At 38.2% G+C, this 26,106-nt stretch carries 22 protein-coding genes, 1 pseudogene and 1 riboswitch; of the genes and pseudogenes, 11 read left to right on the top strand and 12 right to left on the bottom strand.

The annotated features are described in order from the left end of the window. Positions 1-35: 35 nt before the first annotated feature. Both AC6F34_RS07400 and AC6F34_RS07395 read left to right on the top strand, forming a co-directional pair. Positions 36-791, top strand: coding sequence for an ABC transporter ATP-binding protein (locus AC6F34_RS07400; RefSeq protein ID WP_500770581.1), 756 nt, complete (start codon positions 36-38; stop codon positions 789-791). Next, positions 788-2,719: an FtsX-like permease family protein gene (locus tag AC6F34_RS07395; RefSeq protein WP_500770579.1), complete on the top strand. Its 1,932-nt coding sequence runs from the start codon at positions 788-790 to the stop codon at positions 2,717-2,719. The genes AC6F34_RS07400 and AC6F34_RS07395 overlap by 4 nt, the downstream gene beginning before the upstream one ends. Before the next feature lie 241 nt (positions 2,720-2,960). Here AC6F34_RS07395 and AC6F34_RS07390 read toward each other — a convergent pair whose 3' ends face one another. Beyond that, positions 2,961-3,863 (bottom strand): EamA family transporter, encoded by a 903-nt coding sequence (locus AC6F34_RS07390; protein WP_500770577.1) that lies wholly within the window; start codon positions 3,861-3,863, stop codon positions 2,961-2,963. 272 nt (positions 3,864-4,135) lie between these two features. Here AC6F34_RS07390 and AC6F34_RS07385 point away from each other — a divergent pair, with 272 nt between their 5' ends. The 3 genes and pseudogenes from AC6F34_RS07385 to AC6F34_RS07375 form a co-directional block, all read left to right on the top strand. Next, the gene (locus AC6F34_RS07385) at positions 4,136-4,717 is read left to right on the top strand and encodes a TetR/AcrR family transcriptional regulator (protein ID WP_500770575.1); all 582 of its coding nucleotides are present in this window, start codon (positions 4,136-4,138) and stop codon (positions 4,715-4,717) included. 26 nt (positions 4,718-4,743) lie between these two features. Then, a complete protein-coding gene (locus AC6F34_RS07380; protein ID WP_500770573.1) occupies positions 4,744-5,946 on the top strand; it encodes an MFS transporter in 1,203 nt (400 codons plus the stop codon). Between the two features lie 200 nt (positions 5,947-6,146). Beyond that, a pseudogene (locus AC6F34_RS07375) lies at positions 6,147-6,479 on the top strand (GntR family transcriptional regulator); the annotation flags it as partial. A 119-nt stretch (positions 6,480-6,598) separates the two neighbouring features. Here the strand turns inward: AC6F34_RS07375 and AC6F34_RS07370 are convergent. From AC6F34_RS07370 to AC6F34_RS07350, 5 genes are all read right to left on the bottom strand, one after another. Continuing rightward, entirely contained in the window at positions 6,599-7,282 is a 684-nt protein-coding gene (locus AC6F34_RS07370; protein ID WP_500770571.1) for a copper homeostasis protein CutC, read from the bottom strand. Beyond that, on the bottom strand, positions 7,279-8,289 hold the full coding sequence (locus AC6F34_RS07365; RefSeq protein ID WP_500770569.1) for an asparaginase: 1,011 nt from the start codon (positions 8,287-8,289) through the stop codon (positions 7,279-7,281). The genes AC6F34_RS07370 and AC6F34_RS07365 overlap by 4 nt, the downstream gene beginning before the upstream one ends. Before the next feature lie 191 nt (positions 8,290-8,480). Continuing rightward, complete coding sequence (locus AC6F34_RS07360) at positions 8,481-9,230, bottom strand: amino acid ABC transporter ATP-binding protein (protein WP_500770567.1); 750 nt, start codon at positions 9,228-9,230, stop codon at positions 8,481-8,483. 15 nt (positions 9,231-9,245) lie between these two features. Next, entirely contained in the window at positions 9,246-9,995 is a 750-nt protein-coding gene (locus AC6F34_RS07355) for an amino acid ABC transporter permease (RefSeq protein ID WP_500770565.1), read from the bottom strand. 99 nt (positions 9,996-10,094) lie between these two features. Then, positions 10,095-10,934 (bottom strand): transporter substrate-binding domain-containing protein, encoded by an 840-nt coding sequence (locus AC6F34_RS07350; RefSeq protein WP_500770563.1) that lies wholly within the window; start codon positions 10,932-10,934, stop codon positions 10,095-10,097. 170 nt (positions 10,935-11,104) lie between these two features. Continuing rightward, positions 11,105-11,288: riboswitch (Lysine riboswitch) on the bottom strand. Between the two features lie 277 nt (positions 11,289-11,565). Here AC6F34_RS07350 and AC6F34_RS07345 point away from each other — a divergent pair. Beyond that, entirely contained in the window at positions 11,566-13,263 is a 1,698-nt protein-coding gene (locus AC6F34_RS07345) for a methyl-accepting chemotaxis protein (RefSeq protein WP_500770561.1), read from the top strand. Between the two features lie 428 nt (positions 13,264-13,691). On the opposite strand, the gene AC6F34_RS07340 is transcribed toward AC6F34_RS07345, so the two are convergent. The 3 genes from AC6F34_RS07340 to AC6F34_RS07330 all read right to left on the bottom strand — a co-directional run bounded on the left by AC6F34_RS07340 (position 13,692) and on the right by AC6F34_RS07330 (position 17,869). Continuing rightward, on the bottom strand, positions 13,692-14,408 hold the full coding sequence (locus AC6F34_RS07340; protein ID WP_500770559.1) for a sulfite exporter TauE/SafE family protein: 717 nt from the start codon (positions 14,406-14,408) through the stop codon (positions 13,692-13,694). Positions 14,409-14,486: 78 nt separating this feature from the next. Continuing rightward, a complete protein-coding gene (locus AC6F34_RS07335) occupies positions 14,487-15,977 on the bottom strand; it encodes a methyl-accepting chemotaxis protein (RefSeq protein WP_500770557.1) in 1,491 nt (496 codons plus the stop codon). A 230-nt stretch (positions 15,978-16,207) separates the two neighbouring features. Then, entirely contained in the window at positions 16,208-17,869 is a 1,662-nt protein-coding gene (locus tag AC6F34_RS07330) for a BCCT family transporter (protein WP_500770555.1), read from the bottom strand. 185 nt (positions 17,870-18,054) lie between these two features. Between AC6F34_RS07330 and AC6F34_RS07325 the strand changes: the two genes are divergently transcribed. The 5 genes from AC6F34_RS07325 (at position 18,055) to AC6F34_RS07305 (ending at position 23,699) form a co-directional block, all read left to right on the top strand. Beyond that, on the top strand, positions 18,055-19,458 hold the full coding sequence (locus AC6F34_RS07325; RefSeq protein ID WP_500770553.1) for a sodium/glutamate symporter: 1,404 nt from the start codon (positions 18,055-18,057) through the stop codon (positions 19,456-19,458). 306 nt (positions 19,459-19,764) lie between these two features. Continuing rightward, positions 19,765-20,823 (top strand): iron-siderophore ABC transporter substrate-binding protein, encoded by a 1,059-nt coding sequence (locus tag AC6F34_RS07320; protein ID WP_500770551.1) that lies wholly within the window; start codon positions 19,765-19,767, stop codon positions 20,821-20,823. After that, complete coding sequence (locus AC6F34_RS07315; RefSeq protein ID WP_500770549.1) at positions 20,813-21,856, top strand: FecCD family ABC transporter permease; 1,044 nt, start codon at positions 20,813-20,815, stop codon at positions 21,854-21,856. Before AC6F34_RS07320 ends, AC6F34_RS07315 begins: the two co-directional genes overlap by 11 nt. Beyond that, positions 21,853-22,890, top strand: coding sequence for a FecCD family ABC transporter permease (locus tag AC6F34_RS07310; RefSeq protein ID WP_500770547.1), 1,038 nt, complete (start codon positions 21,853-21,855; stop codon positions 22,888-22,890). Before AC6F34_RS07315 ends, AC6F34_RS07310 begins: the two co-directional genes overlap by 4 nt. Beyond that, entirely contained in the window at positions 22,890-23,699 is an 810-nt protein-coding gene (locus AC6F34_RS07305; protein ID WP_500770545.1) for an ABC transporter ATP-binding protein, read from the top strand. Before AC6F34_RS07310 ends, AC6F34_RS07305 begins: the two co-directional genes overlap by 1 nt. Positions 23,700-23,723: 24 nt before the next feature. Here the strand turns inward: AC6F34_RS07305 and AC6F34_RS07300 are convergent, their stop codons facing one another. The 3 genes from AC6F34_RS07300 to AC6F34_RS07290 are packed head-to-tail and all read right to left on the bottom strand — an operon-like array spanning position 23,724 to position 25,977. Further along, on the bottom strand, positions 23,724-24,554 hold the full coding sequence (locus tag AC6F34_RS07300) for a MetQ/NlpA family ABC transporter substrate-binding protein (RefSeq protein ID WP_500770543.1): 831 nt from the start codon (positions 24,552-24,554) through the stop codon (positions 23,724-23,726). Between the two features lie 18 nt (positions 24,555-24,572). Then, on the bottom strand, positions 24,573-25,235 hold the full coding sequence (locus tag AC6F34_RS07295) for a methionine ABC transporter permease (RefSeq protein ID WP_500770541.1): 663 nt from the start codon (positions 25,233-25,235) through the stop codon (positions 24,573-24,575). Next, on the bottom strand, positions 25,228-25,977 hold the full coding sequence (locus AC6F34_RS07290; protein ID WP_500770539.1) for a methionine ABC transporter ATP-binding protein: 750 nt from the start codon (positions 25,975-25,977) through the stop codon (positions 25,228-25,230). Before AC6F34_RS07290 ends, AC6F34_RS07295 begins: the two co-directional genes overlap by 8 nt. Between the last annotated feature and the right edge of the window lie 129 nt (positions 25,978-26,106).

The following is a 26,106-nucleotide window of genomic DNA, read 5'->3' as shown; positions in this document are numbered from 1 at the left end:
AGCTTTTCAAATCATAAAATAGGGATGTGAATACAATGACCATCTTAGTCGCACAAAAACTCCATAAAAGTTATGGAAATAAATTTAATCGTCAGGAAGTATTAAAGGGCATCGATTTACAAATAGAAAAAGCTGAATTCGTCAGTATTATGGGGGCATCAGGATCAGGAAAAACAACGTTATTAAATTGCTTATCATCGATTGACCATGTGACTTCTGGATCTATTCAAATAAATGAAAACGAAATCACCAATCTAAAGAACAAGGAATTAGCTCAGTTCCGCAAAACAAATCTTGGCTTTATTTTTCAAGATTATAACTTACTTGATACATTAACGGTAAAAGAAAATATTCTCTTGCCACTCTCAATTTCGGGTGTGACAAAGAAAGCCGCACAGCACCTCTTTCAAATGGTGGCAAACGAGCTAGGCATTCTTGACATACAAGATAAGTACCCGAATGAGATTTCTGGTGGGCAAAAGCAACGGACTTCAGCAGCACGTGCCTTCATTCATGAGCCGAGCATCATTTTCGCAGATGAGCCGACAGGAGCACTTGATTCGAAAACAGCGGCAGATCTTTTGAAGAAACTTAGTGATTTAAATGTAAAAAGAAAGGCAACGATTGTCATGGTCACACATGACCCGGTTGCTGCTAGCTACTCCAATCGTGTCATCTTCATTAAAGATGGCAGAATCTATACACAGCTAACGAAAGGCGAGCAGGAAAGGCAAGCATTCTTCAAAGACATCATGCGCACTCAAGGGGTTTTAGGAGGCGTTACGGAATGAGCATCCACCGCCTCATTTATCAAAGCTTAAAGAAGAACATCAAGAACTATTATTTATACATTTTTGCACTAACGTTTAGTGCTGCTCTTTATTTTTCTTTTGTTACCTTGCAGTATGATCCTTCAATGGATATGGTTGAAGGATCGATCAAAGGAGAGGCTGGATTAAAGGCCGCATCCGTTTTACTTGTTGCCATCGTGTCCGTGTTTCTTTTATACGCAAACAGTTTGTTCATTAAAAGGAGAAGTAAAGAGATTGGTCTTTATCAATTGATCGGAATGACCAAGGGTCATATCTTTCGGATTTACATGATTGAAAATGCCCTTCTTTACTTTGGGTCATTATTAGTAGGCGTATTTGCTGGTTTTTCCTTCTCTAAGCTACTGATGATGATTTTAATTAAAGTCACTGAGGTAGATGAAGTTGCTTCATTAAACTTCTCAAAAGAGGCTTTCATTCAAACAATTATTGTGTTCGTTGTCTTTTTTGCATTAATGATGGCAGCAAATCTGTTTTACATTAAAAAACAAACCATCTTAAACTTGTTCCGTGCTAATTCAAGTACAGATAGTCGTGCGCGAGATATTACCTTTTTAGAAGTTTTAATCGGTATACTTGGAATCTGTTTAATCGCATATGGATATTATTTATCGACCCGATTATTTAGTGGAGATATTTCAGAGGCAGGCGCATTATTGGCGAATATGCTCCTCATTTTAGGTAGCGTCATTATCGGAACCTACCTATTCTATAAAGGATCAGTTCGGTTTATATTCAATTTGATTCGCAAACAGAAGAATGGCTATTTACATGTCAGTGATGTTGTATCTTTATCATCAATTATGTTTAGAATGAAAACGAATTCTATTCTTTTAACGATCATTACAACGGCTTCTGCACTAGCAATTGGGTTTCTCTCACTTAGCTATATCTCATATTATTCAATTGAAAAGGATAGCGTTCAGTCTTATCCGACGCACTTTCTATTGAGCACGGAGGAGAATGCAGATCAATTTCATCAAGCACTAGACGAAAACGGAATTGAATATGAAAAGATCCAAAAAGACCTCTTATATGTAAAGGTAGATTTAACAAATGTGTTAAATACGGATTCCGAGTTTTTCTATGAAGACATTAGTGATATTGATACACCGGTCGTTCCCCATACTGCTGTTGATGGCTTGGAACTGGGCGTGAATGAAGCGAAGTTTAATAAGCCTAATCGGGCTTTTTCACAAGTAATCTCTTTTACTAATAAGCCAAAAGCATTTAAAGTAAATGGATCAAAGAGTGAATATGAATTGTCCTTTATTGGGGAAGTAAACGAAGCGATTCTCCCATCAATGATGGGTGGACAGTTCCCAATTTTGATTATCCATGAGGAACTTTTTAATCAGATGAAAGATGCTGGACAACCTTCTGATTCTTTTATAGGCATTGATATCTTACATGAGCGGGATTATAAAGAAGCGAACATCTTATTTCATGAAATGCCTTTTTATGAGAAGAGTATTAACCATTCACGTTTTGACCTTGTTGATTCAATGAAAAAGATGATGGGATTAACAATGTTTGCTGTTGGCTTTCTTGGCCTTACATTCCTTATAACCTCAGGGTGCATTCTTTACTTCAAACAAATGGATGAAGCGGAAGATGAAAAGCCAAACTACACGATTTTACGAAAACTAGGCTATTCAGAATGGGACCTGTTAAAAGGAGTCCAGAAAAAGCAGCTTTTCAATTTTGGTATCCCGCTCCTCATCGGACTGTTGCATAGCTATTTTGCCGTGAAATCAGGGTGGTTCTTCTTTGGTACAGAGCTTTGGACACCGCTAATTATTGTTATGGTCTTTTATACATTGCTCTATTCAACCTTCGGGATTCTTTCTGTTCTCTACTACAAGAGAATCATACGAGAATCACTATAAGAAAAGCGAGGTTCCCGTCATAAAGGAACGAAGATAGTGCCACATTCATGTGGCGACATCGGTATAACCCAAGTCGTGTGTGGCTTAAGCACAAGTTGACTGTAGGCAATCTTGATTTTTGTAATGCTTTGGCTTGTGTAACTTCAAGACAATGGCTCCCTTTAGCTAGACATGAAATACAACGTATGAGAGTTTTTGTCGGGCAGTCAAAAAGGAGAAAGCAAATCGCTTTCTCCTTTTTTTATGCAACACTTTGCCCATACATCCGCTTTTCTTTTCGCACTCTTAAAACCTGCGGTAAACAGATACCAATGACAACAATTATGACACCAACCCATTGTCCAATGGTCACTTTCTCTTGCAATAGGAGGATCGATGCGATCATCGCTGTTGGTAATTCGACTGAACTTAAGATTGTGCTTATTCCTGCTCCAATCTTCGGTGTACCTACTGTAAAGCAAATCGTTGGGATTACGACTCCGAAGAGCCCTAAAAATAGCGCATATGGCCATAATCCGCTTGCTAGTGAACCATCAAATAAGAAAACTGGTGGATATACGAAGCTTGCAACTATGAGCGCACCCGACGTTAGGAGAAAACTTCTTGTAAAGGCTGGTAACTCTGTCGCAACTCGGCTACTCACAAAAATATAAAGCGCAAAGAAAAAGGCCGCTAACAAACCGAATATAATCCCTTTTAGTGAAAAATCACTCAATACCCCTTCAAATACACCACCAGCTAAAAGCGATCCTGCAAAGAGAATCACACCAGAAATGATTTTCTCTCTTGATGGCATCGTCCGGTTCGCTATCGCTTCAATGATAATTCCGATCCAAGCAAATTGGAATAAAAACACGACGGCAACGGATGCTGACATTTCTGCAACCGCGATTGTATACGTGACTCCTGTCATGCTCATCGTTGTTCCTACAAGCATAAGTATTCCAACAGATTTAAATCCAACCTTCTTACGTGAAAACAAAAGGACGACGATTAATAACCCAATCCAACCAAATACATACTGGCCACCTAACAACTGGGCAACTGTATATCCATCTATAAAACCAAGTTTCATTACTGTTGAAAGTAGCCCGTAGCTAATCCCTCCAAGTAAGACAAGCAATGAAAATTTTAATTTATTCATAAAAACACCTCTTTTTTATCTCTATAAAATATAAAACACCCATCGCCATATATATAGGCAATGGGTGAATGAAACAGAGTCACGCTCTACAAAATTTCACCTCTCACAGATTGTGAGTTTGGTCATATGCTTTTCGAGACAATAATAGCAAGTTTACTTCTTGCCCGTCAATCCTTTTTTATTGGGATATTCCTGAAACTTACATCTTGCTTTTTTGAATCCTCTTCTGCTACAATAACTGACGAACGTTCGTTAAAAAATGGAGTGATGGAATGAAGAGCACAGAAATTAAAGACGCCGCCCTAAAGTATTTTACGATTCACGGCTACGAAGGTGCGTCTCTTTCCCAAATAGCAGAAGACGTTGGCATGAAGAAACAGTCTTTGTATGCACATTTCAAAGGTAAAGATGATTTGTTTTTACAAGTTTTAAAGGACGCTAGAGAGCAAGAGCTCACTGCAAAAATAGACTACTTCAAACAACTAGCCAATGACGATCCTAAAGAAAGCCTATATGGCTTTTTATTAATGGTTGTGAGCTTATTTCAAACAAATGAGCTAATGAAGTTTTGGTTGCGTATGTCCTTCTTCCCACCAGCACATATGGTAAAGGAAATCGAGAAGGATGTACTAGAAATTGAAGGAAAAGTTCAATCTGTACTAGAGGAGCAATTCAGCAACTGGATAGAATCAGATGCCATTGTCGGAGAAGATCCATCGATTCCTACGCTGGCTTTTTCAGGAATTGTAGATACAATTATGCTCGAGCTCGTTTATGGAAATGACGAAAAGCGCCTGTCAGATAAGCTTGAAGCTTCATGGGCTGTCTATTGGAGAGGAATTTCACATCATTAGAATGTCAGAATAGAGAGGGAAAGAAAATGAAAAAACCATTAAATCAACAAAAAGGTGTTATTCTGATTTTATTAAGCAATATTTTTATTGCTTTTTTAGGAATTGGCCTCATTATTCCTATCATGCCATCCTTCATGCATTTGATGGACCTATCGGGAAGCACCATGGGATATTTAGTTGCGGCTTTTGCCGTTTCTCAATTAATCATGTCTCCGATTTCAGGTAGATGGGTTGACCAATTTGGAAGAAAGAAAATCATCATTACTGGGCTATTCTTATTCGGTTTATCTGAATTGATTTTCGGCCTTGGTACAAATGTATATATGCTTTACTTGTCTCGTATTTTAGGTGGAATTAGCGCTGCCTTTATCATGCCAGGGGTTACCGCATATGTTGCAGATATCACAACAATGGAGGACCGCCCAAGAGCGATGGGGTATGTTTCTGCAGCGATTAGCACAGGCTTCATTATTGGTCCAGGGATTGGTGGATTTGTAGCGGAACTTGGCGTACGCGCTCCATTTTTCTTCGCTGCCATCATTGCCTTTATCGCATGTATTTTCTCTATATTCGTCTTAAAAGAACCGCTATCAAAAGAAGAACTACAGGAACTCTCTGTCAGCAAGGCAAAATCAAATTTCTTTATGGACCTAAAACGCTCGCTCAATCCCGTGTTTTTTATCGCCTTTTTTATCGTTTTCGTTCTTGCGTTCGGTTTAGCCGCATATGAAACAGTATTTAGTTTGTTCGCTGACGATAAGTTCGGCTTCACACATAGAGACATTGCTTGGATCATTACGATAAGCTCCATCTTTGGTGTTGTTTTTCAAGTATTCTTATTTGGAAAGCTCGTTGATCTTTTTGGAGAAAAACGCCTCATTCAACTTTGCTTGATTGTTGGTGCGCTTATGGCGTTTGCATCTACGGTTATGTCTGGGTACTTGATGATTCTTGCAGTCACCTGTCTTATCTTCCTAGCATTTGACTTACTAAGACCAGCGCTCACAACATTCTTGTCGAGGGCAGCTGGCAAGGAACAAGGATTTGTCGCTGGAATGAACTCCACGTACACGAGTTTAGGGAACATTGTCGGACCTGCTGTCGGAGGCATCCTATTTGACGTGAATATTCATTATCCATATATCTTTGCAGGCATTGTTCTCCTAATAGGACTAGGCATCACACTTGTTTGGAAAGAAAAAAATCTAGTAAAAGGATTTGCACAATAAAAAGAAAGTACACCTTTCTATTTGAACTGCACCCCAATTGTTAGACACATCTAATAATTGGAGGTGTTCTTTTTTATAATGATTGGAAAATCATTCACTATTTATCTATGGTAAAATAAACTTCTTTACATAACCTATGTGATGATTCTTACTCAAGCACCAGATTATAAATTGAATTTAAATGAAAAGAATTGGAGCAAATGGCTTGGAAAATTGATCGTAAATCAAAAAAACCAGATTACAAACAAATTGCTGATTATATTGATAACGGAATTGCTGATGGTACATTCCCTTCGGATAAAAAACTACCCTCTGAGAGGGGACTAGCTAAAGAACTTAATGTGAATAGAAGTACTGTCGTAGCAGCTTATGACGAACTAGAATCGAATGGACTTATACAGCGAAGCCAGGGAAGTGGAACGACCATTAGTAAGGATATATGGGGAATTACAAAAAAGAGAATTCCTAGTTGGAACAGATATATAGAGGCAGGTTCTTTTTTACCTAACTTACCTGTGGCACAAAGAATACGCAAATGATCGCCTATAGCATTCAATCCGAATCATTACAAAGAATATCGTTCTAACATTTACTTACATTTTCTAAAGAGCCATGCAGCGTTTAATGTTGCAAGGCTCTTCGTTTTGAACTTTCAATCGCACTTTATGAGTGCTAATACTTTCTTTAATTTTCGAGGGTCAATAGAATTTGAAAGGTTATTACCTTCCCGAATGGCTGAGCCAATATGTAGGGCATTCACCTGTAAGCCTGCTAGGAAACCCTCAAGGTTATCGAGAGTTAAACCAGCTCCAGGCATGATTGTTGTTTGTAAAGAAGCTTGTATAAATTGAAGAATATTCCCTTTTCCTTCTACCGCCGTTCTCTTTCCACCTGAGGTTAAAATCGTTTGAATCTCAACAATTCCATCTAAAGTTCGAAGCGCATTAAGTTGATTCTCCACCTCATCAAAGGCACGATGAAATGTAACAGCTAGATTCGATGATGCATTTAATAACTTTTCAACTGCGCCTTGGTCAACTTCGTTTTCCTCATTTAACGCTCCCCAAACAACACCACTAGCTCCGAGTTGTTTACATATCCTAATATCTTTAGTCATCATTTCCAACTCAGACACTGAGTAATGAAAGGTTCTACTATGCGGACGAATCATAACATGGACAGGAATGTTAATCGCGCTACACACGGCTTCAATTAACCCATAACTTGGGGTAAGGCCGCCCTCATGAACAGCGCTTATTAACTCAATACGATTTGCTCCAGCTCGTTCAGCTTTAATCGCATCCTCTAACGTGTCCGCTATCACTTCAAGGATCATTGGCCTTTGCTCCTTTTAATGTCAAAGACCTCATGAATTTTGCCAACGATGATTCCAGCATCATTTTTAACAATTGATGGTCTTAAAGCACGTAATTTTTCAATTGTCCCTTTGTTTTCATAGTTGATTTGTTCTAAGATAGAAGCAACAATTTGTGGCCAAACATCTTCTGATCCATTCAGAACCTTTAAGACAAATGCTTGACGCTCCTTTCTTAACCCAAAACCATATACTCCTTGCGCTCCCCCTTTTGCAACAATATTTTCATCCTCCAATAGGACAGAGCAGATGAAGTGCTCAGAAGCGATTATAGTGTTCGCATCATTCATCGTTTTTGATAGCTTAATCACAGCATTACGAATAGATTCATCTTCAATTAGTTCAGGACAAGCCAATCGCAAATAGGAAATCGCCATATTTTTTAATGGAATGGAGTGCACTGGTACACCACATCCATCAATTCCTATTTTTATATCTTCAATAGGGACATCTGATAGAATGGAAAGCACTCGCAATATCTCTTGCTGTAAAGGATGATTCATTTCCCAATAGCCTTCAGTTGGGTAACCCTTTTCACGACAAACTGCTAAAAACCCTAAATGCTTGCCTGAGCAGTTGTGATAGAGCTTCCGTTTCGATAAACCTTTTCGAATCATTTCCTCACGTGGTTGTTGGTTTAGTGGATACGCCTCTGAACAAAACAAGGCTGACTCGTCTAGCTTTAATTTTAAAATTAAAGAATGCAATGCATCGATGTGCTCTTCTTCTCCACGATGAGAGGCACAAGAAAGGGCAGCCTCCTTTGTCGTAAGACCATACTTCTCTATAACACTCGTCATGAACAATGGAATAGCTTGAATTGGCTTTGCCGCTGACCGGTAAAACGTTGAATGATCCGCATCTCCTACTTGATGTGTGACAGTTAAGTGATCGTCTACCCCACAAATCATGCCAATATGGATATTTTCTAAATAACCGCCCCTTCTTTCCTCAATCAATTTCTCCATTTGTAATCATCCTTCTTTGTCTTTGTCATACTATTTAGTTTATCATTCATAAGGTACGGTTAGCTTATTGATAAGATAGAATAACCCAAATAAAAGTAGAATTTGCACATTTATTTTGCTAGATCATATATTGTTCACTAGTCTATTTATTTCAATTAAAAGGCACTCCACTGATTAGGAGTGCCTTGTTTTTATAGTTGTATTGGGTCTTTTAGCGTACGCTTTAGAAACTCTTTCGTACGTTCTTGCTTCGGTGCTTTAAAGATTTGTTCTGGTGGACCTTCCTCTGCAATGACACCCTTATCCATAAACACAACACGATCAGATACTTCACGGGCGAATTCCATTTCATGCGTTACAATTAACATCGTTAAGCCAGAGCCTGCTAGCTCTTTCATAACTTTTAATACTTCCCCTACCATTTCAGGGTCAAGCGCTGACGTTGGTTCGTCAAAAAGAAGCACATCTGGCTCCATTGAAAGTGCTCGAGCAATCGCAACACGCTGCTTCTGGCCACCTGATAATTGGCGAGGTTTTGCATGAATATACGCATCCATCCCAACAACCTTTAAATAATTCAACGCTGTCTTTTCAGCCTCTTCCTTAGAGCGCTTTAAAACCTTCATTTGCCCGACAACACAATTGCCTAACACATTTAAATTATTAAATAAGTTAAATTGTTGAAACACCATTCCTAAATGAGTGCGGTACGAATGTATATCATGCTTGTTGTCTAGTATGTTCTCATCTTTATAAATAATCTTCCCACCAGACGGTTTTTCTAATAGATTAATACAACGCAATAACGTCGACTTTCCTGACCCAGACGAACCGATGATTGTTACTACTTCACCTTTTTGCACGGAAAAGTGAATATCTTTTAACACTTCATGGTCTCCAAATGATTTTCGTAAGTTTTGAATCTCAATTAAGCCCTTCATCTTCACTTCTCCTTTCTAGTTTTTAGGTGTTATTTCCACTTGTTGTGGATGGTGGCCGACCTTCTGATAATGATCAGGTCCATCTAAACGCTTCTCTAAATGGCGTAACAATAATGTCACAGAATAAGTCATAACGAGATAAATGATGCTGACGATAAAGAACACCTCAAAAAAGACGAAGTTTGCCCCAGCAACTGTTCTCGCTGAATAGAATAATTCGGATACAGAAATGACACTTAGGACGGCGGTATCTTTAATATTAATAATGAATTGGTTCCCAGTGGCAGGTAATATATTTCTGACAACCTGAGGCAGTACGATGTTGGTCATCGTTTTCATATGGTTCATCCCTATTGCCTGTGCAGCTTCATATTGACCATTATCAACAGAGATGATTCCCCCACGGACGATCTCAGCCATATAGGCACCTGTATTAATGGAAACAATTAAAATCCCCGCGAATATAAAGTTCATCTGGTAACCAAATAATGCGGCTGTTCCATAGAAAATGACCATAGCTTGTACGATCATTGGTGTACCTCTGAAAAACTCTATATAAATGGACAAGAAAAAGTTTGTTACTTTTAATAGCCATTTCTTAGGTCCTTGTTCTGGCATTGGAATTGTACGAATCACTCCAGCTGCAAGTCCTATTAGTGCACCAATCAGCGTACCAACTATAGCAAGTAATAATGTTATTCCGGCACCTCGTAAAAACATTGGCCAGTAGGTTTCAATGATTCGAAGTATCACTTCTAATGTCATGTTAAATCCTCCAAGCGATCCCTGCTATTATAGCAGGAGCTTCTATTAATTGGTTTGAAAGCCGACTGCATCATATGATGCAGTCGGCTTTATTATTTATTAGTTTGTAGCTGGTTGATTTATAATGGCATCATCCATAAGCTTTATGCGCTCTTCTTGTGGAATGCCATCAATAATTTCATTGATTTTTTCTGTGAGGTCATAGTCTTTCACAACCCCAACTGCAATCGCTGTATCTTCCTCTGACGCTTCAAATCCATCTGTAAACTCAATCATCGCGAAGTTATCATTTGCTGACGATGCGCTTACTCCTTCTGGGCGCTCCGATACATAACCATCAATGACACCAGACTCTAAAGCAACACGCATCGCTGGAAAGTTATCCATCGCTGGCTGTTTAGTGACTCCTTCAACTTGATCGATAACCGAATAGTGGAAAGTGTTTAATTGAGCGGTAACTTTTGCACCGTTGAAATCAGCTAAAGTTGTTGCACCTTCATAGTCTCCACCTTTTTTCACGACCATCACTAGATCAGAATTGTAATAGTTTGTCGTAAAATCAATTGATTCTTTACGCTCTTCGGTCGGTGACATTCCAGCAATGATCGCATCTATCGTTCCAGATTGTAATGCTGGCAGCAACCCGTCCCATTCAATTTTCTTAACAACTAGCTCTTTTCCTAGCCCATCGGCAATTTTCTTTGCAATTTCAACATCATACCCACCAGCGAATTCTGGAGTACCGTCAATCTTTACCGCTCCATTAGCATCATCCATTTGTGTCCAGTTAAAAGGAGCATAAGCTGCTTCAAGTCCTACTACAAACGTATCTTTTTCATCTCCAGAACCACCATTACCAGCATCATTCGAACCACAAGCTGCTAAAAATAATAGTGACGCAAGCGCTAACATGAGAAATGCTCGTACATTCTTTTTCATCTTTTTTTCTCCCCCTTAGTTTCATTACATATTATGTTTGTTATGATCATTTCATACAATAAATACACCGAATTGATCGAATAATAAGAAAACAACTATAACAAAAGAGACCTGAGATGAACTCAGGTCTCTATTATTATAGTTAGCCTAAATCCTCTACTTTTCCCAATAAATGAGATAGCACAACTCAGGTAAACAAATTGTCTCCTGAGACAGTCCTGCAACTATTCAATGCAGACCCAGCATGTATATCTTGAGGGATACACACACTTCGGCGATTTTTCCTTCTCCTAAGCCTCATCACGCCTCAACGTTCAACTTAGAACTAATAAAAACCGCACCTCTACCCCACTAAGAAAAAGTGAGGCATTATTCAATTATCAATTCTATTATTAGACTACAATAACATTCATTCTCTGTCAATCTAGTTCATTCATCCTATTAAATCTATAGAAAAAGCTTTATAAGCCCCTTTATTAATTTCCTTTAATTAACAATATATTGACAAGATAGTGATAAATGTCACATACATATACCCTTATATAGTATATCTTTATAGTGCAAAGTATATGATTAATCCCAATTAAACCCATTATCTATGACTAACTATCTAAAAGGGGATGGATGAAATATGAGAGTAACCATTCGTAAGAAATTATTTGGTAGTTTTGCTACATTTTTTCTTATTTTAATCTTAATTGCTGTCATTTCTAATAGCCAAATTACAAAGATCAATGAAACCTACCAAGAGCTCAACCACAAGCATGCTAACGAATTAGCGATGATGAAGGAATTAGAGATCATTGCAAAAACGGAGCAATCCTATTTTAGAGAATATTTGTTATTGCATCAAGATGATGCCTTACAGAATTATAAAGAAGCAGTTTCTAGCTATCACCTGTTAAGTCGTACACTTTCAGAATTAATCGAAGATCCAGTAGGACTAAAACTCTTACATGAGCTCGATGCAATTGAAATGGAGCATATGGTGTTTACAAATGAAGCGATTAATCTTCAAGAGGGCGATCATGTTGAACTTTACTCCAACTTAATTGCTGGTGAAGGACGTGATATTGTTGAACGCTTTAGCGCTAAAGCTGCTGAATTAAGCGACTATCAGCAGTCCATTTTTGACGCTGCATCAATTGAAACAAATGAGAAAGTAGAAACGATCAAATCCATTGTTCTTGGTCTCAGTATCTTCTCTATACTATTAGGAATCATTATCACTTTTTATATGGGAGAGGTCATTTCAAAACCGATAATTAAAATTACAACAGCTGCTAAACAAATTGCGAATGGAGATCTAACTGGGGAGGTACTTCATACTAAATCAAAGGATGAATTAATGGAACTGACAAAGGCATTTAACATGATGACAAAGCATTTACGAGAAATCATACATCATGTTGATGATAATGCAAGGACTGTTTTGCATACTGCAGATGCCTTATCATCTAACTCGAACGAATCTAGTGAATCATCTAGGAAAATCACCGCTTCTATTCAAGAAGTTGCTGCGGGAGTTGATGAGCAGTTTAAAAGCGTAGAGACTATTTCGATGACGATCGATGATATGGCTAAAGGCATCCAAACGATTGCAGATCATTCACAAAATGTTTCCAGCTCTGCAATTGACGCCTCTCAGAAAACAGCAGATGGGAGATCAAAAATTGAATCAGCCGTATTCCAAATGAAGTCAATTGATAGGACTGTTCAACAATTAAGTAAAACCATTCATCATCTACATGAGCGCTCACAACAAATCAATGACATTATCCATTTGATTACTGATATTTCATCACGAACGAACCTCTTAGCATTAAATGCATCCATCGAAGCGGCTCGAGCAGGGGAGCATGGAAAAGGGTTTGCCGTAGTTGCTGATGAAGTACGGAAACTATCAGAACAAACAGCTGATTCTGCAAAAGAAATACAAACACTGGTGACTGATATTCAAACCGAAACTGCACATTCAACGAAGTTTATGAAAGCGGCAACACAAGAAGTAACAACAGGAATATCTGTAATTAAAAATGCTGGGTATTCATTTGAATCGATAGAAGAAACGGTTGAAAAGGTGAATAAACAAATTTATCTCGTCTCTTCAGAAGTGCAGCAAATGTCAGCGGGTGCAGATGAAGTCGTTCTTGCAATGAAATATATCTATGAGATCGGACAAACAGCTGCAGCCAATTCACAACAAGTATCATTTGCAACTAACGAACAACTATCTTCAATTGAAGAAATCTCCATTGCTTCTTCATCTTTATCAGAGATGGCTCAGCAGTTAAAATTGGCGGTGGGGCATTTTAAAGTTCATCATTAAGAAAAGTAATGTTTCGATTAGTCAAAAATATGAAAGACAAAGTCGATCTTCGTCTTTGTCTTTCATATATTTCAAGGTGTTTTTTACAAATGAAAAAAACTCATAATGTCTTGAAAACGCTTGTCAGACTAAGTTTAATCGAGTGAAGATCTGAATAGAACACATGGTTGGGGAAAGGGTTTCTCTGTGATACTGCGAAAGCTTGTCAACAGCCTGAAAACCTTCAATTTATCTATTCAACCGAATACCTTCTAGCAGGCAACACGTCAGCTCCACTCAGAGTAACTAAGGTAAATAGTTCCTGCTTATCGACGTCGAAAATGCCAAGATGGCTAATACGGTTTTCATCACGGGTTATTGGGTAAAGGCAATAGCACCTGTGAACTGGAAGTGCATAAGAGTAACAAAACTTCTAAGTGTACTTATCCTTAAATAAGTGCATCAATGAGAAGATATACTCCTGTAACAAGTAAAATAATATATGTAACCCACTGAAATACTGTTTGATTCATTTTTACAAATAATAGCTTTCCTGCGTATATACCTGACAGCAATACTGGTAACGCTAGGATTGCATGAGTCCAAATGAACACACTTGTTCCAGCTGATACTATTTGAATTAATAAGCTAAAAGGGTAAACAAATAAATAAAAAACAAGCGTTGTGCTCCTTACGGTTTGCTTTGACAATTTCGCTCCTGCAAAATAGAGCAAAAGTGGTGGCCCTGGCATGCCGATGCTTGTGGTTAATCCACCTGCTAGGCTACCAACAATATAATCTCCAGCTTTTGAACGTTTCACAGTAATGTTAAAGAGTAACAGGACAGTGAGCATAATTAAAAACACACCAAGGGCAAATTTTATTTGATTCGCATCCATAACGAGAAAAACATACAACCCAAGAGGTAATCCTACTATACTCCCGAACGTTAATTTTTTTAGCAAAGCTAGATCCAAATCCTCCCTCAATGCTCGAACAAAAACAATTGAGATTACAAAGGACAAAATCATGTTAACTTGAATGGCCTCAATCGGCATGAAAAGAAGCAATAAAAACGGTGTTGCCACAATAGAGAAGCCAAAGCCTGTACTCGCCTGCAATGCAGATGCAAAGAAGACAATAAGCATAAACAAGAAAATCTCCATGAAAATCCCTCAGTTCAACTATACACTTCCTTCATTATACCAAAAAGAGAGCTACCTATTGTTTGGTAGCTCTCTCCTTTACTCTTCTCTTTGGATTAAATTCTTTAGCTTCTTACTTAAGTCATTCATTTCGTAAACAGCTTCATTTATGGATGAAATTAATTCATGCTCTTCATCTAATGTGGCAACAATTTCTTCAGTTGATGCTGCGTTTTCTTCAGAAATATTGGCAATATTTTCGATTTGCTCTTGGATCGATTCATATTGCTCAGCAGCGGCAGAGATTTCCTTCATCCCCTTTGTTAACTCAACTGTTGTTCCTTCATAAGATTGGCGTAAATCTGTAAAATACGCAGCCACTTCATTTAGTAGAACTTGCCCCTCTGTTGCTGACTTTTCACCTTCCACAGCCCTGATCTTTGCTTCTTTGGATTTATTAAACAACGTTTCTGTTACTTCAGTTATTGTAATCGTAATATTTGCACTTTGCTCAGCCAGTTTTCTCACTTCATCAGCAACTACAGCAAATCCTTTACCGTGCTCACCCGCACGCGCAGATTCAATTGCAGCATTCAATGCGAGTAAATTTGTTTGTTCAGCAATTTGACGAATGCCTGCTAATAATTGATTCACTCTTTCTAAACTATCCTGTAAGTCGGTCACTGTTTCATTTGTTGTCGTAATTGCTGATTGGACAGTTGATATATGCCCATTTGCAAGCTTAACCTTTTCCCAACCTTCTTGAACCTTGTCATTCATGACCTGTGATTGATCGATAATTCTTCTTGAGATTTCAGTCGTTTCTCTAGTCTTCTGCACCGATGCTGACATCGCTTCATTCACAATACCTAAGCTATTTGCCTCTTCTTGTATACTGTCTGACATTTGCTGAACGGCGTCTAAAATATGCTTGCTAGAATCATGAATTGTTTCAATATTTACCTTTAGATGATTAGAATTACCTTCTAATGAAACAGACCCTTCCTCCACAGAGTTAAAAGTTTGTTTTAATTGATTTAATAGCGTTTCTGTTTGAAGCTCTTTCTCATACGCTTCTTCTATGATTGCTCTACCCCATTTTGCTAAAAAGAATAATACAAGGAACACACTATTGATGACAAAGATGACTGTAATAAATTGACTCCAGTTATCTGCAGAAACTCCTAGCAAATTCTGTGGAATTATAAAAAACGTGCCAATAAGTAATAAGTTAACTAATACTGCGAACGATATAATAACTTCTTTTTTAAAATATAGCCCTACCATTGCAATTGTAAAAATAAGTAAATAATGCTTATTTAACGCAAACCCTTCTATATAAAATAACACTGTAACAATTAGGTTAGGCAACAACGCAAAAATAAATCCTTTTACATATGGATTAATTCGCAAGAAATAATTGATGACTGCTAAGATTAAAACCGTCGCCCCTGCGATCACGTTATAAATTGTGTCCATAAAGCCTCTTTCAATTACAATTGGAACAATTACTAAAAAAACGAGTGCTATTGTTAATACAACGTTCACTTTATGTACTCTCTGTGTATCATACGGATCGTGATGCCTCATAATTAAACCCCTCTCTCTAATAAATATCTATTTATTGTTAATATTAGTTTAAAAATAACAAATAAGAAATTAGTAACTTATGCCTAAGTATAGTACCAAAATCCTATTTTTCGTTTTTGAAGGGTATCATACTTTTTACTTTTTCAGCATTGAATTGTCATTATTCCTACACAAGAAAAAGACCATAGACAAGAAACAGTGTTTGTCTACAGTCGAATAATAAAGATTTTTCACTCTTCTTTTTTTAGTTTTCGAAGCTTTTCTTTTTTCTCTTTCTCTGCCTGCTTCTTTTCCTCTTTTCGTTTTTCATCAATCCAACGTTTTTCTTCTTTTAACTCTAGCTTAATCAATTGCTTTTGCATTCGCTTTGATAGTAGTTTCTCTTTTGTTGCTCCTGCGAGCTCCATTTCTAACCGAACTTGACGCAGCTCCTTGATTAATGAAATTGTCATCAAAACCATGACAAAGGAAAATGGGAATGCAGCAATAATCATCGTATTTTGAAGTGCCTGAAGGCCTCCTGAATACAGTAGAACAGTTGCAGTTGCTGACAATAAAAATCCCCAAATAAGCTTATTACGAACAGAGGGATTCATAACACCTTTAACAGCTTGCATTCCAAGTACGACCGTTGCTGAATCACCTGATGTGATAAAGAAAATCGTGATTAAAATGATCGCTAAAATGGATGTAAATAAGCTTAGTGGCAATACTTCCAAAACACCAAAAAGCATTTTCTCCGTTTCTAATACTGCTAAATTTGCGACTCCTTGCATTTCTAAATCAATGGCTGTACCGCCAAGAAACGCAAACCAAATGAAGGTCACTAAGGTAGGGACAATGAGAACACCTACTGTAAATTCTCGGATTGTCCTACCTCTAGATACTCTGGCGATAAAGCTTCCAACATAGGGAGACCACGCCATCCACCATGCCCAATAAAAGATTGTCCAATCATTAATCCATTGTCTACTTTCTTCACCCTTAGGTGCAATTCGAAAGCTCATTTCAGGTAATCGTTGAATATACTTTCCGATTGTGTCAGTAAATAAATTGAGTGAATATAGTGTCGAACCAAATATGATAAAAAACATTAGCAATATAAGCGCGAGAATCATATTCACATTGCTTAAAATTCTGATTCCTTTATTAATGCCTGTTGTGGCAGATAGAAGATAGATTACTGTAATAACTGCAATAATGATCAATTGGATAAGAAAACTATTAGGGACACCCCAAACGTAGGAGATCCCGCCATTTATTTGTGAAGCACCAAATCCTAGCGTTGTAGCAATTCCTGTGATTGTTGCTAGAATCCCGATAATATCAATAACTTTTCCTCTAAAGCCGTTTGTATTCATTAGTGGAGACAACGTCGAACTAATCGAACCGTCTCCATTTCTGCGATAATTAAAAAAAGCTATACATAAAGCAATGATGACATAAATACTCCATCCATGTATGCCCCAGTGGAAAAATACATACCTTAACGCATCCATAGCGGCTTGATTTGTGCCTGTTTCTCCTGTAGGAGATGATATAGCAAAATGATTAATTGGCTCAGCTGTACCCCAAAACAACAACCCTGTCCCCATTCCTGCACTAAATAGAAGTGCAAACCATGTTGGGTAGCTGTATTCAGGTTTCTCATCGGCTTTTCCTAGTCTTAATCTCCCATACGGACTAACAATTAAGAACAAACATACACAAACAAAAACTGTAACAATAATGAGATAGTACCAGCCAAAGCTAGACGTAACGAATGATTGGATTTCAGAAGTAAACTGCTCCATTGCATCTGGAGCAACTACTCCAAACACGATTAATAGACATAGGATGCCTACAGACCAATAAAATACGGCTCCGAATTTTTGTTTTTCTATTTCTTTCATCCTCATTAACTCCTCTTTTTCTTCCGATTCTTTGCTCTACATAGCGTTCCCGCAGGGAGGAAGCTTATACACTTAAATGCCCGTTATCACAACGTATGAAACTACTTATACTTTTTAGAAAAAGTGTTTTATGAGGGGAAAAGAAGGTATGTAAATAATAGCAAAAAAATAAGGGGGTCTTCTTTTTGTCATTGGAGTCTATAGGATTTTCAATCCTTATTCTTGCGATCTTACTTGTAATCGGCAAATGGATTCGACTACAATTTACTTTTCTACAAAAATTATTTCTACCTACTTCATTAATCGGGGGCTTTCTTGCTCTCCTTCTAGGACCAGAAATTTTCGGCCTGTTTTTCGATGAAGATAGCAGACTTGCAACTGGTATTTTTACTAAAGAAATGGTGGAAGTTTGGGCCGATCTCCCAGGTCTACTGATTAATATTGTTTTCGCATGTTTATTTATTGGATTCGTACTTCCAAATCTAAAGAAGATTTGGGAACATGGTGGGCCTCAGACTATGCTAGGCTATACCATAACTTGGGCCTATTATGTAGTTGGGATCTTACTAACGATGACCATTTTAACGCCTTTCTTCGACTTAAATCCCGCCGCTGGTGCATTAATCGAAATTAGCTTTGTCGGGGGACACGGCACAGCAGCTGGATTACAAAATACCTTTACCGATTTAGGTTTTGAAGAAGGCTATGATTTAGCTATTGGTTTAGCCACTGTCGGAATATTATCTGGTGTCATTATTGGTATGATTCTCATTAATTGGGCAGCGAGAAAAGGGAAATCTGAAACATTAAGTCATCCGGATGATATCTCGATCGAACAACGAACTGGAATTGTAAAGGATGAAGATCGTTCGTCAGCAGCAACAACGACGACTTCCTCTATTTCCATTGAATCTTTTTCTCTTCATATAGGGCTAATTGCTATCGCAATTTTTATAGGATTTATTCTACTAGAAACACTCGTTTGGCTAGAGGATCTAACATATGGAAGTGCATATGATCTATATTTATTTGAATACATTCCATTGTTCCCATTTGCAATGGTCGGAGGCATTCTGTTGCAATTTGCATTTAACCACTTCGATAAATATAAACTCATTGACCGCAAAACCATTAACCGCATTCAAGGTGTCGCCCTTGATTTTTTAATTATTAGTGCAATGGCATCCTTGAGTTTGCAGGCCATTGGTGAAAATCTAGTACCATTTATCATCCTTGCAGTTGCAGGAATTGTAATTAATTTAGTTCTTTTCCTTTATCTAGCTCCTAGGATGATTCCGGAATATTGGTTTGAGCGTGGGATAGGTGATTTTGGTCAAGCATCAGGTGTTGCTGCAACAGGCATTCTGCTTATCCAAATTGTTGATTCTGAGAAAAAGTCACCTGCACTAAATGGATTTGGATATAAACAAATCCTGTTCGAGCCTCTTGTTGGTGGAGGACTAGTTACTTCAGCCTCCGTACCTTTCATCATTCAATTCGGCGCGTTGCCAGTACTGATTGTTATGACGGTTTTGCTTGCAGGATTTTGGATTACTGGTATTTTTGCTTTTCGTCATATAAAGAAGTAAAATCCCGATCAATGTAAAAATCTTATCGTTTAATAGAAGTCCTCTCGGGTGAAGGGTTTCTTTTTTCATTCCGAAAAACAAAATTTCAATATAACAATATTCTTTAAAATCTGTTTTAGATAATAGAGAAATTTTAGGAGTATATATTTACGAATAGTGACAATTAATCGAAAAGTTTAAATTTCAATTGACAGCATGGTTTAAATGATATAAATTATGTGTTGTTGATAACCATTATCAATTGGATTGAGAATCAATTTCAATCTAGCTTATATACATCAAACTAATAGATAGGTAGGTTCACAGATGAATAAGAAAAAATCACTTTTACTTGTACTAATCTTTGCTTTTATTGGTGCTTTTGCATTAGCTGGTTGTTCTAGTCAAAGTTCAACGAACGAAGATAATGACAAAGAGCCAGCAACTCAAGGTGAAACAGAAACGGATTCACAATACCCAATTACAATTGAGCACGCACTAGGTGAAGCAGTTATTGAAAGCAAACCGGAGCGAATCGTTACGATTCAATGGGCAAATCACGATATTGCACTTGCTTTAGGTGTTGTGCCAGTAGGTTTTTCAGCTGCCAACTTTGGTGTTCAAGATGATAGCGGTTTATTGCCATGGACTAAAGAAAAATTAGATGAGCTTGGTGTCACAGATCCAAACGTATTCCAAGATACAGATGGTCTAGATTTTGAAGCTATTTCCGACGCAAATCCAGACGTTATTCTTGCAGCTTATTCTGGTATTACTCCAGAGGATTACGATTTGTTAACTCAAATTGCCCCTGTAGTTGCTTATCCAACTTCTCCATGGACGACTACATGGCGTGAGCAAGTTGAATTCAACGCTACTGGAATGGGTATGAAAGAAGAAGGCGAACAACTAATTAAGGATACTGAAAAGTTAATTGCTGATAAAGTAAGTGCATACCCACAGATTGAAGGAAAAAAAGTAGTATGGGTAAATTTCTCAGCGAATGACTTATCTCAATTACACATCTACACTCCAATGGATTCACGCGTAGCATTTTTAGAAGAGTTGGGTTTGACTCATCCAGAGAGTGTATCTTCTCTAATTACAGATCCAAAGAGTTATTCTTTAACTTTAAGCTCTGAAAATGTTGAAGCACTATTTGATGCAGATCTTATCGTAGGTTATGGTGACGATGCACTTTACGAAACAATCAAAAACGACCCATTGCTTGGGAAGATTCCTGCAGTTGAAAGAGGTTCTGTGGCGTTTATTACAAGTGAGACGCCTTTAGTAGCAGCTGGTACTCCTAACCCACTTTCAATCGCATATACAATTGATGAATATTTAGAATTAATTGGCGGGGCACTCGATAAAATTGAAGAATAATCCCTCAGCCACCAAAACGAAGCAGCTTGATATACATGCTCCGAAGCATTTTTCATTGATTTTAACAACAGGGTTGGTTCTATTAATCCTTACAATCATCGCTTCTCTTGTATTAGGTGCTAGAGTGGTTAGCTTTCATGAATTAATGGATGGGCTGTTTTATCAAAACTTTGATTCCTATGGAGCAAATGTCGTGCAAAAACGGATTTCACGTACAGTTTTTAGCCTGTGCTGTGGTGCAGCCTTAGGAATCGCAGGTGTGCTTATGCAGAGTGTAACACGCAACCCATTGGCTGACCCTAGTATATTAGGTGTAAATACAGGTGCCGCCCTGTTTGTTGTAATTGGCATTGCGTTCTTTAATATTACAACTGCAGGTCAATACATTTGGCTCGCATTGATCGGAGCTGCTATTACTGCGGTATTCGTTTTTGGAATAGGTTCTATGGGGCGCGGTGGCGCCACGCCCATTAAATTAGTCTTAGCAGGAGCTGCAACTAGTGCAGCTCTTTCTTCACTTGTAACTGCAATTATGATTCCAAGTTCATATGCAATGGATCAGTTTAGGTTTTGGCAAGTTGGAAGTGTCGGTTCTGGTTCATGGAGCTCCATTACTATCTTCATCCCATTCTTATTATCTGGTATCATCATTGCAATCATATCAGCTCCTGCATTAAATGCATTAGCATTAGGTGACGATGTCGCTACTGGGCTTGGTGTAAGACCCGGAGTGCTTCGTTTTTTTGCCATCTGCTCTGGGGTCATTTTATGTGGAGTCACTACTGCCCTAGCTGGACCGATCGCCTTTATCGGGTTATTAGCAACTCATGCGATGCGATTAGTCGTTGGGCCAGATTTGCGCTTTTTAATCCCTATGTCCGCATTAGCGGGTGCAATTATTTTAACCTTTTCCGATGTGGCGGGGAGATTGCTTGGGAGTCCAGGTGAACTTGAAGTTGGAATTATCACAGCATTTATCGGTGCACCCATCCTCATCTTGCTAGCTAAGAAAACGAAGGTGAGGTCATTATGAAAAGTCAATCAATTCATCAATCCTTCATTTTAAAGGGTATGCGCAATAGAAGAAGACGTTGGCTAATTGTTACGTTTCTCTTAACAATTTTAGCAATTGCTCTTTGCTGCGCTATGCTCCTCTTAGGTAATACAATTTATCCAGTAGATGTGGTCATTCGTTCACTAATGGGTGAGGAAATCGCTGGAGCAAACTTTGCAATCAATACGATTCGATTGCCGCGCATGATTGCTGGTTTATTTGCTGGATTTGCTTTTGGAGTAGCTGGATATGTCTTTCAAACGATGTTGCGTAACCCATTAGCAAATCCGAATATATTAGGGATCACTTCAGGCTCTAGTGCCGCTGCTGTCTTTTGTATTACAGTTCTCCAAACAAGTAATACAATCGTATCGATTGCTGCTATTATTGCAGGTCTTTTAACTGCTATTCTTATGTATTTTTTGGCACGTGGCCGTTCTTTTTCGATCGGTCGCTTAATTATTATCGGCATTGGGATTCAAGCTATGTTAGATGCTTTTATTTCATATTTAATTTTAAAAAGCTCTCAACAAGATATTGCTACAGCTTTAAGATGGTTAAGTGGGAGTTTAAATGGTTCAAGAATGGATGACTTACCTCCATTAATTATTATGGTTGTTTTACTAACACCGATCATGTTACTGCTTAGCAAGCAGTTAAGCATGCTAGAATTAGGAGAACAAACGGCTACATCGCTTGGAGTTTCCACTGATAAAACACGGGTCATCCTTATGGTGAGCTCTGTGCTCATCATCGCAATTGCAACAGCTACAACAGGTCCTATTGCCTTTGTATCGTTCTTGGCAGGGCCGATTGCGAATCGACTAGTTGGTGTTCATGCATCAAACATTCTCCCAGCAGGTTTAGTTGGTGCAAATCTTGTATTACTTGCAGATCTAATTGGACAATTCGCATTCGAATATCGATTCCCGGTAGGGGTTATCACAGGAATACTCGGTGCACCATACTTAATATATTTACTTATCCGAATGAACCGAAAAGGAGAATTGTAATGAGCAACACACATGATTTTATAGTGGACGAGTTAGTTTCTGGTTATGAGGATAAAACTATTATTCATGGGATTGATATGGAAATTCCCAAAAATAAAATTAGCGTCATCATAGGTGCGAACGGTTGTGGAAAATCAACACTTTTAAAAACGATGGCTAAGCTCATTAAGCCTTCTAAAGGTGAGATTACGCTTGATGGCAAAGCAATCCATAAGTATCCCCCTAAGCAACTCGCACGAACATTAGGGCTTCTCCCACAGTCACCAGTCGTCCCTGATGGCATTACAGTTGCTGATTTAGTAGGTCGCGGAAGGTTTCCACATCAATCCTTATTCAGTGGATGGTCTCAGAAGGATTACGAGGCAGTGGAAGAAGCAATGGAGTTTATGAACATTACTGAATTTGCCAACCATGATATTGATGAGCTTTCAGGAGGACAACGACAACGAGTATGGATTGCGATGGCACTTGCACAGCAAACAGATATTTTATTCCTTGACGAACCAACAACATTTTTGGATATTACTTATCAGGTTGAAATATTAGATTTACTAACAAATCTTAATCGTAAGTACGGAACAACCATTGTCATGGTTTTACATGATATTAACTTGTCGGCACGCTATGCCGATCATCTCTTTGCAGTTAAAGAAGGTAAGCTATTAGCTGAAGGTAAACCGACTGAAGTACTAACAAGTACACTAGTAAGAGATATTTTTGATTTAAATAGCGTCATTATTCCTGACCCTGTATCCGGAACGCCACTCATTATTCCAAAAGGGCGATATCACGTAAAAGATCACCTCTGATACAACGAGGTGATCTTTTTTTCCTTAAAATGCAGGAATGGCTGTTTCATCATAGTTTTCTTCTAGGAAATTTCGTACTTCGTCGCTTGTCATTACTTCAGCAAGCTTTTGAATCGCTTCTGAGTCTTTGTTATCTTCACGAGCTACTAGCGTAATAGCAAATTCGTTGTCTGTGCCTTCTGTTAATAGCGCATCTGATTTCGGTGTTAAACCTAGTGGAGATGCGTATGCTGGAGTCATTACAACAGCATCTGCGTCGTCGTATGTTCTTGCAAGCATTAATAAATCAACTTCTTGGAACACATAGTTTTTCGGATTTTCAGTGATATCCGCTTGCGTATGGTATGGACCTGTTTTTTCTTGTAGTTCAATTACTCCATGCTGTGCAAGTAGAGATAACGAACGGTCAATATTTGAAATGTCATTCGCAATTGCAATTGTTGCACCTTCAGGAAGTTCATCGATTGAATCATATTCCTTTGCATAGACACCATAGTTTGCAAAGTAAATAGGTGTGATTGGCACTAAGTTTGAATCATTGTTGCGATTAAACTCTTCCATGTAAGGAACGTGTTGAAAGAAGTTTGCATCTACTTCATTTGCAGCTAATGCTGCATTCGGTTGTACATTATCACTTAAAACGATCATTTCAAGATTAATGCCTTCTTCAGCTAATTTTGGCTTCACAAGTTCCAAAATCTCTGTCATTGGTGGGATTAAAGAAGCGACTTTTAATGTTACTTCTTCACTAGCACCATTTGTATCTTGGTCATTTGCTTCCTCCTGATCATTGTTTTGGCTACAGCCCGCAATGAAAAGTATAAGTGCTGCTACTAAGAAAAGTATTTTTTTCATTGTTTAAACCTCCATTGTTTATCTATTATCAATCATTCGAGCTACAGTTGTTCCTGTAAACTGAATGGCTTGTACCAGTATGGCCATGATGATAATCATGTATATCATTAATTCCGTCTCAAATTGTTGGTAGCCATAGCGAATCGCAAAGTCACCAACTCCTCCCCCTCCAACTACACCCATAATTGTAGAGTAAGAGACAAAACTAATTGTTGAAGTCGTTAAACCTAGTACGAGACTTGATCTTGCTTCAACGTATAAGAATTTATAGATAATCTCCCATACGGAAGCTCCCATTGAGACCGCTGCCTCTAGAACTCCTTTTGGAACATCTAATAGTGACTGTTCAACTAAACGTGAGTAATGGGCAATTGCAATAATACAGAGCGGTACAGTTGCGGCTGCTGTGCCAATTGCTGTGCCAATAATGAGCCTTGTAAATGGAATAAGAACAACTACGAGCAATAAAAATGGAAAAGAACGAATGACGTTCACTAAAGTATTGAGTATTGAAAACACAAACCGATTTTCTAATATTTGTTCTTTCCGACATAAGAACAGCAATGTTCCAACTGGTAAACCAACTAAAATGGCTGCAAGGACAGATACACCGACCATTATAAATGTCTGCTGAATCGCCAAGATGATTTCAGCTTCGTAACGAACCAAGAGCTCAGGCATGGCTTTCACCACCATCCCTCTGTAATTGCTGGACAAAATATGTAGGGCTGCGGTCGATCTCTTGGATGCCTTTTGGCTTCATTTCAACCGTCTCGAACACCTTTCCATCGGTCAAAACCGTTGCTCGTTCACAAATACTGCGGATGACTTCCATCTCATGGCTGACAATCACGATTGTTACCCCGAGTGTTTTATTGATTTCTTCCAAAACCATTAAAATTTCTGCCGTTGTATTCGGATCAAGCGCTGATGTTGGTTCATCACATAAAAGTACAGATGGCTTATTCGCTAACGCCCTTGCAATGGCAACTCGCTGCTTTTGTCCACCGCTTAACTTTGCTGGATATTGTTTCTTTAAATGTTCTAGTCCAACAAAACGCAAGCATTCCTCCACTCGCTGTTTTCGTTCTTTCCGCGGGTAATGCGCTAACTCCAAGGGAACAAGTACATTTTCATAGACCGTCTTATTTGCAATAAGATTAAAATGTTGAAAAATCATTCCGATAGACTTACGAGCTTCTCGGAGATCCTTGCCACTAAGAGAAGTCATATCCTTTCCATCAACAATAACCTTACCTTCATTAGGAGTTTCTAGAAGGTTTATAAGTCGCAGTAAAGTAGATTTACCTGCACCACTTGCTCCAATCATTCCATGTATTTCTCTTTCCTTAATAAGCAAAGACACCGATTTAATGGCCTCGAATTGATCAAATTGCTTACTCACTTGAACCATTTCAATCATAAAAAAACCCCTTTCTCTCTTTGAAAGGTGATCACAACGCACTAATTATAGACTATTTGACAATCATTGTCACTGTAAGTCACATTATTATATTAATTTCTAAACTTTCCTAAAATTCAAATTTGAAAT

The organism is Niallia sp. CD-39, from assembly GCF_059874745.1.
Note: the sequence above shows the minus strand (reverse complement) of the source record. Positions and strands in the feature narration are given on the sequence as shown.